The 14,773-nt window shown below is 44.3% G+C and carries 14 protein-coding genes; 7 read left to right on the plus strand and 7 right to left on the minus strand.

What is annotated here, in order from left to right; genetic code table 11:
* Positions 1-28: 28 nt before the first annotated feature.
* Positions 29-580, minus strand: a complete 552-nt coding sequence (locus J1C81_RS09975; RefSeq protein WP_002903748.1) for a CvpA family protein — start codon at positions 578-580, stop codon at positions 29-31.
* A 10-nt stretch (positions 581-590) separates the two neighbouring features.
* Positions 591-881 (minus strand): hypothetical protein, encoded by a 291-nt coding sequence (locus J1C81_RS09980; protein ID WP_002896593.1) that lies wholly within the window; start codon positions 879-881, stop codon positions 591-593.
* 188 nt (positions 882-1,069) lie between these two features.
* Here J1C81_RS09980 and rnhC point away from each other — a divergent pair, with 188 nt between their 5' ends.
* The 4 genes from rnhC (at position 1,070) to J1C81_RS10000 (ending at position 6,054) form a co-directional block, all read left to right on the plus strand.
* On the plus strand, positions 1,070-1,960 hold the full coding sequence (gene rnhC / locus J1C81_RS09985; RefSeq protein ID WP_002916031.1) for a ribonuclease HIII: 891 nt from the start codon (positions 1,070-1,072) through the stop codon (positions 1,958-1,960).
* 3 nt (positions 1,961-1,963) lie between these two features.
* A complete protein-coding gene (lepB, locus tag J1C81_RS09990; protein WP_002916032.1) occupies positions 1,964-2,593 on the plus strand; it encodes a signal peptidase I in 630 nt (209 codons plus the stop codon).
* A 59-nt stretch (positions 2,594-2,652) separates the two neighbouring features.
* Positions 2,653-5,016: an SF1B family DNA helicase RecD2 gene (gene recD2, locus J1C81_RS09995; RefSeq protein WP_002916033.1), complete on the plus strand. Its 2,364-nt coding sequence runs from the start codon at positions 2,653-2,655 to the stop codon at positions 5,014-5,016.
* Positions 5,017-5,109: 93 nt separating this feature from the next.
* Entirely contained in the window at positions 5,110-6,054 is a 945-nt protein-coding gene (locus J1C81_RS10000; RefSeq protein ID WP_002916034.1) for a hypothetical protein, read from the plus strand.
* A 317-nt stretch (positions 6,055-6,371) separates the two neighbouring features.
* On the opposite strand, the gene J1C81_RS10005 is transcribed toward J1C81_RS10000, so the two are convergent.
* The 5 genes from J1C81_RS10005 to dinB all read right to left on the minus strand — a co-directional run bounded on the left by J1C81_RS10005 (position 6,372) and on the right by dinB (position 10,582).
* On the minus strand, positions 6,372-7,010 hold the full coding sequence (locus tag J1C81_RS10005) for a TetR/AcrR family transcriptional regulator (RefSeq protein WP_002907310.1): 639 nt from the start codon (positions 7,008-7,010) through the stop codon (positions 6,372-6,374).
* A gap of 75 nt (positions 7,011-7,085) precedes the next feature.
* On the minus strand, positions 7,086-7,832 hold the full coding sequence (locus tag J1C81_RS10010) for a CPBP family intramembrane glutamic endopeptidase (RefSeq protein WP_002910689.1): 747 nt from the start codon (positions 7,830-7,832) through the stop codon (positions 7,086-7,088).
* A gap of 45 nt (positions 7,833-7,877) precedes the next feature.
* On the minus strand, positions 7,878-8,672 hold the full coding sequence (locus tag J1C81_RS10015; RefSeq protein ID WP_002916035.1) for a CPBP family intramembrane glutamic endopeptidase: 795 nt from the start codon (positions 8,670-8,672) through the stop codon (positions 7,878-7,880).
* Between the two features lie 318 nt (positions 8,673-8,990).
* Entirely contained in the window at positions 8,991-9,305 is a 315-nt protein-coding gene (locus J1C81_RS10020) for a hypothetical protein (protein ID WP_002916036.1), read from the minus strand.
* 212 nt (positions 9,306-9,517) lie between these two features.
* Entirely contained in the window at positions 9,518-10,582 is a 1,065-nt protein-coding gene (dinB, locus tag J1C81_RS10025) for a DNA polymerase IV (protein WP_002903390.1), read from the minus strand.
* A gap of 369 nt (positions 10,583-10,951) precedes the next feature.
* Between dinB and pflB the strand changes: the two genes are divergently transcribed.
* From pflB to J1C81_RS10040, 3 genes are all read left to right on the plus strand, one after another.
* A complete protein-coding gene (gene pflB, locus J1C81_RS10030; RefSeq protein WP_002896602.1) occupies positions 10,952-13,267 on the plus strand; it encodes a formate C-acetyltransferase in 2,316 nt (771 codons plus the stop codon).
* A 158-nt stretch (positions 13,268-13,425) separates the two neighbouring features.
* Positions 13,426-14,202, plus strand: coding sequence for a threonine/serine exporter family protein (locus tag J1C81_RS10035; protein WP_002916037.1), 777 nt, complete (start codon positions 13,426-13,428; stop codon positions 14,200-14,202).
* Positions 14,203-14,206: 4 nt separating this feature from the next.
* Positions 14,207-14,674 (plus strand): threonine/serine exporter family protein, encoded by a 468-nt coding sequence (locus tag J1C81_RS10040; protein WP_002916038.1) that lies wholly within the window; start codon positions 14,207-14,209, stop codon positions 14,672-14,674.
* Positions 14,675-14,773: the final 99 nt, after the last annotated feature.

The raw sequence follows: 14,773 nt of genomic DNA on the forward strand, positions 1-14,773 counted from the left end.
CCAGCTAGCAGGCCAACTGAGTCGTCTCTTATCCGATAACTTGATTCACCCAGAGATCTTTGAGGATATTGGATGTGATAGGGGTATACTTGACAATAAAGCGAATCATGAAGCTGCTATTGAGCCGCTCCTGAACCATCTCCATCGGCACCGTTGCTAAAATGGTCAGGCACATTCCCAAAACAAAAATAGAGATGCAAACAGCGATGGCTCCGCTGGTCACATTGTACCATTTGGTGTCTAGCTTATTGGGGTAGGGAATCAGATTCGCAAAAATCCCAAAAAAGCGACCAAGGATGTAGACAGCTGTAAAAATAATAAGATAGGCCAAACCAGCATAAAAAACCTGATCCAACTGAAAGAGCTGGGAGCTAGGGAAAAAATAGGTCGAAGAGCCCTGAGTCGCACTGGCATAAGGCACCCAAAGGCTGATAAACTTAGCCAAACTCTTATAAAAAGCTCCAGCTACCAGCATAGAAACCATGGTCGCAGCGGCATAATAGCCCTGCAGAACAATACCACGCGAGTAGCCAATATAAAAACTCCAGGCCAATATTAGTAAAATAATAATAGAAAACATTATTTCTCCTCTATTTACCCGACTTTTCTCTCAAATCACTGAGCATTTTGTGACGAAAATCTTCTAGTTCTTTTTCTTTGTCGTCAAACTCAATCTCGCGGCTGAGCTGGGTAGATAGGCTATTGACCGCCAGCAAAATCGCCAGGACTTCATCATCTGCCGCAGGCATCTGCTCTTTGATAGCCTTGTATTTTTCCTTTGCTACCCGTTCTACTTCTTCCATAAAGAGATTATCGTGTTCTGTTGTTAGAGTTAAGGTCTTGTTTCCAAATGTAAATTTATATCGATTCAAATTTGCCATAAAATCACCTCATTGTATTATATCAAAAAAGAAGCCCTTTGTCAGTTATTAAAACACTTGGAACTAGACTGGGACTTTCTTTTTCATCTTTTTTGACATTGTAAACAGCGGTGCTCTCCTACAAAATTTTTGTAGGATTTTCAATCTTATGGCTTTCGACTTTTCCTTTTTATGGTACAATAGGGGGTATGGAAAGTATCACCCTCAGTCCCAAACAGCACGAAATTCAGGCTTTTGTTGAGAAATATCAGAGCCAGCTGGCTCCCAGCAAAAACCCACATATTCAATATTTCTTCCGGCTGGATCAGGCAACGGTCAGTGTCTTTAGCTCTGGCAAAGTTCTCTTTCAAGGGGCAAAAGCTGCTCACTACGCTGGCTTTTTTGGCCATCAAGTGACCAAGACCAGTTCTAGTCCTGCTTCTCAGAATTTTGCCCTCATTGGGACCGATGAGGTCGGCAACGGCTCCTACTTTGGAGGTCTAGCCGTCGTAGCTTCTTTCGTCACTCCAGATCAGCACGACTTTCTGAGAAAACTTGGTGTCGGTGATTCTAAAACCTTGAACGATAGCAAGATTCGCCAACTGGCACCGGTCTTGAAAGAAAAAATTGCCCACCAAGCTCTGCTCTTATCGCCAGAGAAATACAACGAAGTCATCGCTTCTGTCTACAACGCCGTCTCTGTCAAGGTAGCTCTGCACAATCAAGCTATCTACCTGCTGCTGCAGAAAGGCATCAATCCCGAAAAAATCGTCATCGATGCCTTTACCAGCCAGCAAAACTATAATAAATACCTAAAGCAGGAAAAAAATCATTTTCCAAATCCAGTAAGTCTGATTGAAAAGGCTGAAGGAAAGTTCCTAGCTGTTGCGGTCAGCTCTATTATCGCTCGTGACCTCTTTCTGGAAAATCTAGAAAACCTCAGCCAAGAGTTAGGCTATACCCTGCCTAGCGGGGCCGGAAGCAAGAGCGATCATGTTGCCAGCCAGATTCTTCAAGCCTATGGAATGGCCGGTCTGCAGCATTCTGCTAAACTCCACTTTAAAAATACTGAAAAAGCACAAAAAATTCTAGAAAGGTAACCTATGAAAAAATCAAATACTGCCGTTGTCATTCTCAAAGAATGGGGGCTGTTTATCATCTTTATCTCTATCATTATCCTATCACGGCTCTATCTCTGGTCCCCTGTAAAGGTAGATGGCCACTCTATGGACCCTACGCTGGCTAATGGGGAATACCTGCTTGTCCTCAAACATCAGTCTATTGACCGATTTGATATCGTTGTCGCCACTGAGACAGATAATGACGGAACGACCAAGGAGATTGTCAAGCGGGTCATCGGTATGCCGGGCGACACTATTCAGTATGAAAACGATACTCTTTACATCAACGGCAAAAAAACAGACGAGCCTTACCTGATGGACTACATCAAGAAATTTAAAGAAGACAAGCTCCAATCCACTTATACTGGGGATGATTATGATGACAATGGTGTGTTTTTCAGAAAACTCGCAGCTCAGGCTCAAGCTTTCACTGTTGATAGTGAAGGCAGCCCTGTCTTCACCATCAAGCTTCTGGATGATGAATACCTACTTCTGGGTGACGACCGGATTGTTTCCAAGGATAGTCGCCAAGTCGGTACCTTCCAAAAAGAACAAATCCAGGGAGAAGCCAAGTTCCGCTTCTGGCCACTGCTGCCTTTTAAGACCTATTAAGCATACCGAACTCAGTTGAACGTCAACTGGGTTCGTTTTAAAAGAAGAACCTATAAATTATGGAATTTTACTTTTCAGGAACGATTGAACGGATTATTTTTGAAAATCCCAGCAACTTTTTCCGCATCCTGCTCTTAGATATTGAGGATACGGATGCCGAGGATTTTGAAGATTTTGAAATCATTGTCACCGGCTCTATGGCAGATGTCATGGAAGGCGAAGATTACACCTTCTGGGGCAGTCTTGTCCAGCACCCCAAATATGGTCAGCAGCTGAAAATTTCCCGCTATGAGCGAGCAAAACCCAGCAGCAAAGGCCTAGTAAAATACTTCTCCAGCGATCATTTCAAGGGCATCGGAGTCAAGACTGCTCAAAAAATCGTCCAACTCTACGGAGAAGATACCGAAAACACCATTGACAAGATTTTAGCAGAGCCGGAAAAGCTAACCCAGATAAACGGCTTAGCAGCTAAGAACCGCGAGGCCTTTGTCGCCAAGCTCAGACTCAACTACGGAACTGAGATGGTACTGGCCAAGCTAGCAGCCTACGGCATTCCCAATAAGCTGGCTTTTCAAATCCAGGATACCTACAAGGAAGAAACGCTGGATATTGTCGAAAAATATCCCTATCAGCTGGTAGAGGATATTCAGGGGATCGGCTTTAAAATCGCTGACCATCTGGCAGAAGAGCTGGGGATCCAAAGTGATGCCCCTGAGCGTTTTCGGGCTGGTCTTGTCCACACCTTGCTGACCCAGTCCATGGAGCGGGGAGATACCTATGTCGAAGCTCGTGATTTACTAGAACATACCATCGAGCTCTTAGAAAGCTCACGCCAAGTGGAGCTGAACCCTAGTCTAGTCGCTGATGAGCTGGCTCATCTGATTGAGGAAGATAAGGTCCAGAATGTAGAGACCAAGATCTTTGAAAACAGCCTATTTTTTGCTGAAGAAGGAATAAAAAGTAATCTGGTTCGTCTGTTGGAAAAAGGAGAGCAAGACTGCTTTGACGCAGATAACATTACTGCGGCTATCCAGCAAGTGGAGGAGAACTCCGGTATCTCCTATGACAGTATCCAAAAAAAAGCCATCCGTCAGGCTATCAATCAAAAGGTCTTTATCCTAACTGGCGGACCGGGTACTGGAAAAACTACCGTTATCAACTGTATCATCGCAGTCTACGCCCAGCTTCGCGGTTTGGATCTGCGAAAGGTCAATGATCTGCCTATTCTGCTGGCAGCTCCCACTGGACGTGCTGCTCGTCGCATGAACGAATTGACTGGTCTTCCTAGCGCCACTATCCACCGCCACTTGGGGATGACTGGCGATGATGATACCAGTCATTTGGATGATTATCTGGATGCTGATTTTATCATTGTGGATGAATTTTCCATGGTCGATACTTGGCTGGCTAATCAGCTGCTCAGCAATATCTCCTCTCAGACCAAGCTCTTGATTGTCGGAGATGCGGATCAGCTGCCCTCTGTCAGCCCAGGTCAGGTACTGGCGGACTTGCTGCAGATACCAACTATTCCACAGACTAAGCTGGAAACCATCTATCGGCAGAGCGAAGAGTCTACAATCGTCACACTGGCTAGCCAGATTCAGAAGGGCATTTTACCAGCGGACTTCACAGAGAAAAAAGCGGATCGCTCTTATTTTGAAGCTAGAAATGAGCATATCCCGCCTATGATTGAGAAAATCGCTAGCGCAGCCATCCGCAGCGGTATCCCAGCTCAAGATGTTCAGGTATTAGCACCTATGTATCGGGGGCCAGCCGGCATTGACCAGATTAACAATCTTATGCAAAATCTCATCAATCCTGTAGAGAAAGAGGAACTGACCTTTGAAGCTCCCGACTGTCAGTATCGCCAAGGAGACAGGGTTATCCACTTGGTCAATGATGCCGAAAGCAATGTCTTCAACGGTGACTTAGGCTATATCAGTGACCTTCTGCCTGCTAAGTACAGCGACTCCAAGCAGGACGAGCTGACCATTGCCTTTGATGGCAATGAACTTGTTTATCAGCGCAGCGAGTGGTATAAGATTCGCCTGGCCTACGCTATGAGCATCCACAAGTCTCAGGGTAGTGAATTTCCGGTGGTTATCTTGCCCATCACCAAGAGCAGTCATCGGATGCTGCAGCGCAACCTCATCTACACCGCTATCACCCGCGCCAAGAGCAAGTTGATCTTACTTGGGGAAAAAGCAGCCTTTGACTATGCTGCAAAAAACACTGGCACCGCCCGTAAAACCTATCTCATCGAGCGCTTTGGAGACCTCCCGCAAGCCGAAAGCAATATCCACAATCCTGTGGATAAAATGAAAACACCTGTGGAAAACTATGTCCTAACTGAGGAAAACTTCCAGAAAATTGACCCTATGATTGGGATAAGAGAAGAAGATATAAAGGGAATTTTTAAGTAATCCTTGACTCCCTTCTTTGCTCTGTGTATAATGCTAAAATGCGGCTATACGACCAGACAAAACAACAATTAACTTTCTTCAAAGGAGATATTAATGAAATACAATAAATATGCCTCTCTAATAAAATGGGTGCTTGTAGGATGCTGTCTCATCTTATTTGGTACCCGTTCATCAACAAGAATTAAGGATATCAGTGTGGAAACCTTGCGAAAAGAAGGAAAAATTCTTTCTGCAAAAATCTCTGACACCTCCTACAGCCAAGCAATACAAATTACTCATATTGATGGACCGGTTGCAGAGTTAAAAGAAGATCATGACTCAACCTATTTCTACAGAGTAACTTATATAGATAAAAATGGTAGGGAAGCCGATGTTGGCCTGCGCAATGATTCTTCAACTAGCCGCTTCGTAGATGAACTAGAAAAAGCGAATACTTTAGGAGGAGAGCCAAAATGGTTGATTGCCTCTGTACACTCAGCTTCAGGTATTCCTGATTACGCTAAAATCATGAACTCGTATCTATTTAATGATGAAAATAACCAACAACTGAAATACTACATCACTCTCTCTGATGACAAAGAATTCCAAAAAAGTGGAACAACTTCCTTCACTTTCTTCACCTATATTACTATATTCTGCATTTTGATCGGGTTCATCCGTTATTACTTAAACCATAAAAGATTGAATGATTTTTTCAAACTCTATCCCGAGTTGAATGAAACGCTGGATCAGATTGAAAACAATGGTGGCTATGTTGACCCAGATATCCGTGTCTTCTTTTACAAGAATCATCTGGTCAGTTACAAATCTAGCTTTAAAACATGTGACATACATGACGCGCTAACAATTTATCATCATAGCAATTCATTCATGATTTCTATCTTTCCAATCATCAGAAAAAATGAGATTCGGGTTGTCCTTTCTGATGGCAACGAAGAGAAACTGCCTCTAAGACATCAAAACGTTTCTAAAACTGATCTTGCTTTAACTCGTTTAAAAAATCAAATCCATGACAAATTTCCAAATATTGAATTATAAAGAGGACAGCAAGCTGTCCTCTTTATATTAACTTTCTACAATTGTATTTGGAAAATTCGGTGTACCAATCATCGCTTAGCTTCGTTTTAAGTATGTCAGAGTCTGTTCCATCAGATCGTCACTAAGAATATCAATGCCAATAGATTCCAGCATAAAGCGGATAGAGCGGAGACGCTCAGCCTGCTTTTCAAAACTTTTCTCTGAAAATCGACCCCCTAATCGGCCTGACCGAGGAAGATATCCACAGTATATTCAGCACATAAATAAAAAGGCTGGGACAGAATTAAATTTTTTAGTTCTGTCCTATCGCCTTTTTTTTATGCCTTATTTTTCTGGCTAAAGAGCTGCAGGAGCTCGTCAGTAAAGATATCCAGACCGACCGAGGTCATCATAAACTGCAGAAAATGGAAGCGTTCTGGCAGTTTTTCAGGATCGCTTTCAAAAACGGTCCCATGCATCCAAAAATTCACCAGCAGCAGAAAGACTTCCGCAGCCTGGTCCGGATACTGGGTCTGAAGGGAGCCATCTGCCATCCCCTTTTTGATAATGTCACTGACCAGAGGGGCGCTTATCCACAGATTGTCCCGCATCATGGTCAAAATAAAGCCCGCGTCCTTCTCATACTCACCCAAAATGCCGTCCGTAGCCCGGGCTGTCTGACTTTCCAGATTAGACTTGAGGATGGTCTGCAGCTGCTCTCTGCCAGTCAGATTTTCCGTAGCCTTGAGCCACTGCTTCATCTCTTCTTCCATCAGCTCCTGCCGGCTCCTCATCACCGCCAGGACAATCTCATCTTTTGACTTGAAATGATGATAGATAGCCCCCTTGGAGATGCCCGCCGTCTGAGCAATATCCTGCATACTGGTCTTTTCGGACCCCTTTTGGATAAAGAGCTGGGTTGCTGTATTTAAAATTTTTTCTCTCATGGCCTGGGATTTGTCTTTTCGCTGCGCCATTCTGTTCCCCTTTGTTTCTAGTATAGCTTTATTCTACCAAAAAAGCCGGAGAAATACAAAATCATAAAAATATCTTTAAGCCTTGTCTTGCTGATCCCTTTGATACCAAAGATAGATACTGTAAGCCGCCATCAAGATATAGCCTAGGAAAAAGAGCGGATTTTCCGTCCCCTTCCCCAGGAAAATGCCTTCACCAATGGTATTGATGGCCCCGTGGAAAAGAACACAGTAAAGGATGGACTGACTGACCTTGTAAAGAGCCGCCAGCCAGAAACGGGCGAGCAGGCAACCGGCTGTAAAGAGCAGAAGAGAGGTCCCCGCCTGACTGCTGCCGGGGGTAAAGAAGAGGGGCAGATGCCAGACAACCCAGATTAACCCAGTTGTTACAGTTGCCAAAGGGAAGGGCAGGATCTTCTCCAGACTTGGCTGCAGGAAGCCCTGCCAGCCAATCTCTTCATTGCCGCCTGTCAGAAAAGTCGTCATGAGAAAAAGCAGAGCAATCCTGAGGGGGCTAAAACCAGGCAGGAGCGGGCTCCAAAAGACTATGGAAAGGGTATAAAGAATTGTCAAAATCAAGAGATGGACCCAAGTCCTTTTTCGGGCCAATCCGATAGAAGCCAAGAGCTCCTTGAACGATTTTCCTAAGACCAGTTTGGCTCCAATGGCCGGGCCAAAAACACCAGCGATGGTTAGGAGCTGGGAAATAATAGGAATCCTCAGGAAAGCCGAAGCCAGCCAGGCAGACCAGCTGATACCAAAGGTCCAGGCCAGAAAGGGCAGGATATGCCTTGTCTCTGGCTCTACATGTGTTTGTGTTTTCATATGATTACTCCTTTTTCTTTGGCAGAAGAGCGATCGCCAAGATTTTTAGCTTGCATCTTTCTGAACTCCTTTCCGATTGCCCTTCCAATACCACCAGCCGACCAGCAGGGCGGTCATGACCAGATTAGCAACCTGGAAGCTGAGATACCTTCCGCCATTTGTAGCACTGCCGACAATCGTCGCCTGAGCAAAGTTAATGCAGCCGTGAAAGACCATGCAGGCAAAGACAGAGGCCGTCTGCTTGTAGAGAGCCGCCTGACAGAAACAGAGCAAGATACCAAAGGAGAGATAGAAGGGCAAAGAAATCTGACTTTGACTCGTTCCCGGAATCAGCCAGAGGGGCAGATGCCAGGCCACCCAGACCAGAGCCGTGATGACAGTTGCCAGAGGGAAGGAGAATTTTTTCTCCAGAGCCGGCTGCAGGAGGCCCCGCCAGCCAATCTCTTCATTGCCGCCTCCAGCAAAGGTGACAAAGGTCCAGCCCAGGGGAAACATCAGAATGGCATTCAGGGGCGGCAAGGCTGGATTAGCGATAAAAAGGGTCAAAACCCGAACCAGACAGAAGACCAGCATGTAAATCCACCAGCCTTTGGCATGGGAGAAGATAAAGTCCAGCATCTTCTTGGGATGAGAAATTTTGAGGCTGATAAAAGTTCCCAAGGTCGGTCCGAAGCCCCCGATGAAATTGAGAGCAAAGCCCAAAGGCTCAGCCCCGCTGGTCAGCTTCAGGGCGGTTAAAATATACTGAAGCAGCCAGGCTCCCCAGGTAATGCCAAAAGTCCAGGCCAGAAAGGGCAGGATATGCCTTGTCTCTGGCTCTACATGTGTTTGTTTGTTCATACGATAACTCCTTATCAAATGTAGAATAGTGAAAAGTCATCCGAAAACTGGACAAAGGCATCCTTTACTCTCAGTCTTTCAGATGATTGCCTGTTTTGAAACGCAGATTTTTAAAATCCGACCATTCGGTTTGTTTTGTTATAAAAAATAAAGACCTGCGCCAAATAGAAAACGTAGTCTTTTAGTCCTTGCTTAAAATAAAAAGCAAAGATAGACTAAATAATGCTAAAAGCTATGTCAGCACCGTTTAGCTACTGCCTGCTGCTTTTAGTTTCTAAGTTGTCCTGACTCTGATGCTTAAGACAGGCCATTTCTCTGCTACTTGCTCCTTTCTTGATTTTGCAATCGCCGAATTTGCCAGAGATTGGAGGCAAGGCTCAGACCGCCTACTGCCATAATACCCAGTCCTCGCCATGGGCTAAAGACAGAAGTCAGCAAGCCACCAGCAAGGACAGCATATCCAGCTTTGACTCCCCACTTAGAATAGCGTATGCCATTCTCACCCTGTGACATCTTTTTCAGCTTTTCTGCATGCTGCTGCAAAAACTCTTTCTGACCTTCCAGCTGCCGATCCAGCTCCTGATTAAACTTGAGGATGTGCTCGCTTGTTTTTTCTACTACAGATTTCTTCATTTCTGCTCCTTTCTTTTTAAAAACCGACCAGACGGTTTTTTATTTTATAAACTCAGTATAACAGACACAGAAAACTTTGTCCAGTATTTTTTCAAAAAAGATTATTTTTAGTCAATGAAAATTATCAGACAACTTAGAAACTCGTCACAAGCAACTCTCTCATACTAAAAACTATATCTAAAAAAGCCCGGTAATGAACCAAGCCTTTATCTTTATTCAAACCCCGTCACTGTCAGTCCTAGCAGACGAATACCTCGTGGTTGTTCTTCCAAGCTATCGTAAATCTCATGAGCCGTTCGCTCGATTTGCTCCTTGTCTTGAGTGGCTAGATTCAAACTTTTCCTTTTAGTCAAGGTGGAGAAATCAGCATAGCGGATTTTCAGAACGATAGTTCGCCCTTTCTTGTCATGCTTAGTCAAGCTATTTTCTACCTTCTGTGCCAGCAGGGTCAGCTCTTTCTTGATGTCCTCCTCACTATAGAGCAGTTTGGCATAGGTCCGCTCCTTCCCGATCGACTTACGAATACGATTGGATTTGACTGGACTATTGCTGATGCCACGCGCTTTACGATAGAGATCAAAACCAAAGCGACCAAACTTATCAATCAAGGTCATTTCTGATACCTTGAGCAGATCTGCACCGGTATAAATACCCATGCCATGTAGTTTTTCAACGCTCTTCTTACCAACTCCATGAAACTTGGCAATATCCATAGGCGCCAGAAAGGCCTCTGCTTCCTCAGGCAGAATAACAGTCAGACCATGAGGCTTCTCATAGTCACTGGCAATCTTGGCCAGAAACTTATTATAAGAAACGCCTGCCGAAGCTGTCAGATGGAGTTCATTCCAGATATCATGCTGAATCAGCTTGGCTATTTTGACTGCGGATTTAATCCCAAGCTTGTTTTCCGTTACATCCAGATAAGCCTCGTCGATGCTCATGGGTTCAATCAAGTCCGTATAACGTTTGAAAATTTCTCGGATCTGCAATCCGACCGCCTGATATTTTTCGTAATTCCCCGAGATAAAAATCCCCTGGGGACAACGCTCATAGGCTTCCTTGGAGCTCATAGCCGAATGAACTCCGAACTTTCTGGCCTCATAATTGCAGGTGGAGACGACACCACGACCTCCAGTCAAGCGTGGGTCGCTGCCGATGATGACCGGATGCCCCTTTAACTTAGGATTATCCCGCTCTTCCACCGAAGCGAAAAAAGCATCCATATCAATGTGGATAATCTTCCGAGATGTATCGTTAATCAGTGGAAAAATCAGCATGCCCTCCTCCTTTCTCCTGCCATCAATCTCAGCTTACAAGCTTTCACAAAGTCAGCCCATTTTGCTCAAATAAATCTGAAACAGTTTTTCGTTCTTGTAAAAAGTATTTTAAACGTAAGATTCTTCGTCAGCAATTTTTGTATGACATTTTAATTACTTTTATTATAACTTTTTTACCCATTTTTCCAAAATATTTGAAAAGAGTTATGTTTTTCAAATCTATAGTACACATCCGCGACTTTTTACTTTCTGTATTATAAAAGAAAGTCTTTCTTTCTGCCGAAAATGGTTTGTGAAACCGATTACCGTATGATATACTTTACTTATAAATGTAACAGTTTATGTTGCTAGAATAAAGAGGAAAATCAAATGGTTGTAAAAACAGTTGTTGAAGCTCAAGATATTTTTGACAAAGCTTGGGAAGGCTTCAAAGGTGAAGACTGGAAAGAGAAAGCAAGTGTTTCTCGCTTCGTTCAAGCTAACTACACACCTTATGATGGAGATGAAAGCTTCTTGGCAGGTCCTACTGAGCGCTCACTCCACATCAAGAAAATCGTAGAAGAAACAAAAGCTCACTACGAAGAAACTCGTTTCCCAATGGACACTCGTCCAGCATCTATCGCTGATATTGACGCTGGTTACATTGACAAGGACAACGAACTGATTTACGGTATCCAAAACGACGAACTCTTCAAATTGAACTTCATGCCAAAAGGCGGTATCCGCATGGCTGAAACTACTTTGAAAGAAAATGGATACGAACCAGATCCTGCTGTTCATGAAATCTTTACTAAATATGTTACTACAGTAAATGACGGAATCTTCCGTGCTTACACTTCTAACATCCGCCGTGCTCGTCACGCCCACACTGTAACTGGTCTTCCAGATGCTTACTCACGTGGACGTATCATCGGGGTTTACGCACGTCTTGCTCTTTATGGAGCTGACTACCTCATGGCTGAAAAAGTTCGCGACTGGAATGGTTTGACTGATATTGACGAAGAAACAATCCGTCTGCGCGAAGAAATCAACCTGCAATACCAAGCACTTGGTGAAGTTGTAAAACTTGGTGACCTTTACGGAGTAGATGTTCGCCGTCCTGCCTTTGACGTTAAAGAAGCTATCCAATGGACTAACATCGCCTTCATGGCTGTCTGCCGTGTCATCAACGGTGCTGCTACTTCTCTCGGACGTGTGCCTATCGTTCTTGACATCTACGCAGAACGTGACTTGGCTCGCGGTACTTACACTGAATCAGAAATCCAAGAATTTGTTGATGATTTCGTTATGAAACTTCGTACAGTGAAGTTTGCTCGTACGAAAGCTTACGACCAACTTTACTCTGGTGACCCAACCTTCATCACTACTTCTATGGCAGGTATGGGTAATGACGGTCGTCACCGTGTTACAAAGATGGACTACCGTTTCCTTAACACACTTGACAATATTGGTAACTCTCCAGAGCCAAACTTGACCGTTCTCTGGACTGATAAACTTCCATACTCATTCCGTCGCTACTGTATGCACATGAGCCACAAGCACTCTTCTATCCAATACGAAGGTGTAACAACAATGGCTAAAGACGGCTACGGTGAAATGAGCTGTATCTCTTGCTGTGTGTCTCCACTTGACCCTGAAAACGAAGAACAACGCCACAACATCCAATACTTTGGTGCCCGTGTAAACGTGCTGAAAGCCCTTCTGACAGGTCTCAATGGCGGTTACGACGATGTTCATAAAGACTACAAGGTATTTGACATCGAGCCTATCCGTGACGAAGTTCTTGAATTCGAATCAGTTAAAGCGAACTTTGAAAAATCTCTGGATTGGTTGACTGACACTTACGTAGATGCCTTGAACATCATCCACTACATGACTGACAAGTACAACTACGAAGCTGTTCAAATGGCCTTCTTGCCAACTTACCAACGCGCTAACATGGGATTCGGTATCTGTGGATTTGCCAACACTGTTGATACCTTATCTGCTATCAAGTACGCAACTGTTAAGCCAATCCGCGACGAAAACGGCTATATCTACGACTATGAAACAATCGGAGAATACCCACGTTGGGGTGAAGATGATCCACGCTCTAACGAACTGGCTGAATGGTTGGTAGAAGCTTACACAACTCGTCTGCGTAGCCACAAACTTTACAAGAACGCTGAAGCAACAGTATCACTCTTGACTATCACATCTAACGTTGCTTACTCTAAACAAACTGGTAACTCACCAGTCCATAAAGGGGTATACCTCAACGAAGATGGTAGCGTAAACTTGTCTAAATTGGAATTCTTCTCACCAGGTGCTAACCCATCTAACAAGGCAAAAGGTGGCTGGTTGCAAAACCTTAACTCTCTTGCTAGCTTGGACTTCAGTTACGCAGCTGACGGTATCTCATTGACAACTCAAGTATCACCTCGTGCGCTTGGTAAGACTCACGACGAACAAGTAGACAACTTGGTTACTATCCTGGATGGCTACTTCGAAAACGGTGGTCAGCACGTTAACTTGAACGTCATGGACTTGAAGGACGTTTATGACAAGATTATGTCTGGTGAAGATGTTATCGTTCGTATCTCAGGTTACTGTGTAAATACTAAGTACTTGACTCCAGAGCAAAAGACTGAATTGACTCAACGTGTATTCCACGAAGTACTCTCTATGGACGATGCTTTGAGCTAATAAACGACTAAGGACTTACAAACCATTTGAAAGAAGATTGGAAATCCCAATCTTCTTTTTTGTATTTCAGACTCCAAATGACTGCCAACTTGATGATATTTTTAAGAGGCTTTATGGTATAATGGTTCTATTGCTATACTAGGAAAAGGACTGGGGAAATGACAGAGAAAGGTATCAGGGAAGAAGCCAAAGATTTCAATCTGGCGGTAGATGTCATCATGCTGGCTGGGACACTGCTGCTGCAGAGCGGTTCCGAAACTTATCGGGTGGAAGACACCATGATTCGTATCGCTCATTCGCAAGGGATCATCGACTGCAATGCCTTAGCAATGCCAGTGGCTATTTTCTTTTCGATTGAAAATACAAATGTTTCACGGATGAAGCGTAATCTCAAGACCAACTACAATATCGAGAAGGTCTGTGATGTCAATCAGGTCTCCCGTCAGTTGGTAACAGGAGAAATCAGCCTTCAAGAGGCTTTTGATGAGCTGAATTGCCTCAAAGTTAAGGAGCTGCCCTATAACAACAAGCAACTGATTGCTGCCGCAACGCTCAGTGCTCCCTTCTTCTCCATCATGTTTGACGGAAATTTCTACGATGCTTTGGGGGCTGCCATTGCTACCTTCTTTGGCTTTGCCTTCTCTTTGTATGTTGACAAGTATATCCGCATTCCTTTTGTGACAGCTTTTGCTGGAGCCTTTGTCTTCGGACTGCTGGCTCATATCTGGACGCGCTATTCCGGTTTTAACTCCACAGATGATTTAATTATTGCAGGTTCTGTCATGCCTTTTGTGCCCGGCATTGCTCTGACCAACTCTGTGCGTGACATCATGACCAACCATATCAACTCTGGGATGAGCAAGCTCTTTGAATCGCTCCTCATCACTCTTGCTCTCGGTGCAGGTACCTCTGTCGCCCTCCTTATTATGAAATAAGCCTATGACAATCTTGACATTCTTACTGCAAGCCGTTGCCAGTCTCCTGGCCATCATTACCTTTTTAATCGTTCTAAATGTCCAGCGCAGTATGCTGATTCCCGGCGGAGTGCTGGGCATGGCTATTTGGCTACTCTATCTCCTGCTCAAAGGACCGACCAACGTCATCATAGCAACCTTTGTGGCAGCTATCCTTGGTTCCTGCATCAGCCAAATTCTCAGCATTATCTATAAAACGCCCGCTGTTGTTTTTATTTTGGCTATTCTAGCGCCTCTGGTCCCAGGCTACATTTCCTATCGGACGACTGCCTTCTTTGTCACTGGTGACTATAGCCAGGCCATGATTCACGCCACTCTGGTAGTCATTCTAGCCTTGGTCATCTCAATTGGCATGGCCAGCGGCACCGTCGTACTCAAGCTCTATCACTATTTAAAAAAGCGCCAAACCAAACTCACAGCAAATAAACAGTAGAGCCATCTGCTGTTTTTATTTTGGAAAATACATCTTAAGCCTGATTTAGCTGAGATTAGATGTTTTTTGTAAGAGTTTTATTCCTAAGTATGGTAAAAT

Source organism: Streptococcus sanguinis (assembly GCF_050225395.1).
Lineage (GTDB): Bacteria > Bacillota > Bacilli > Lactobacillales > Streptococcaceae > Streptococcus.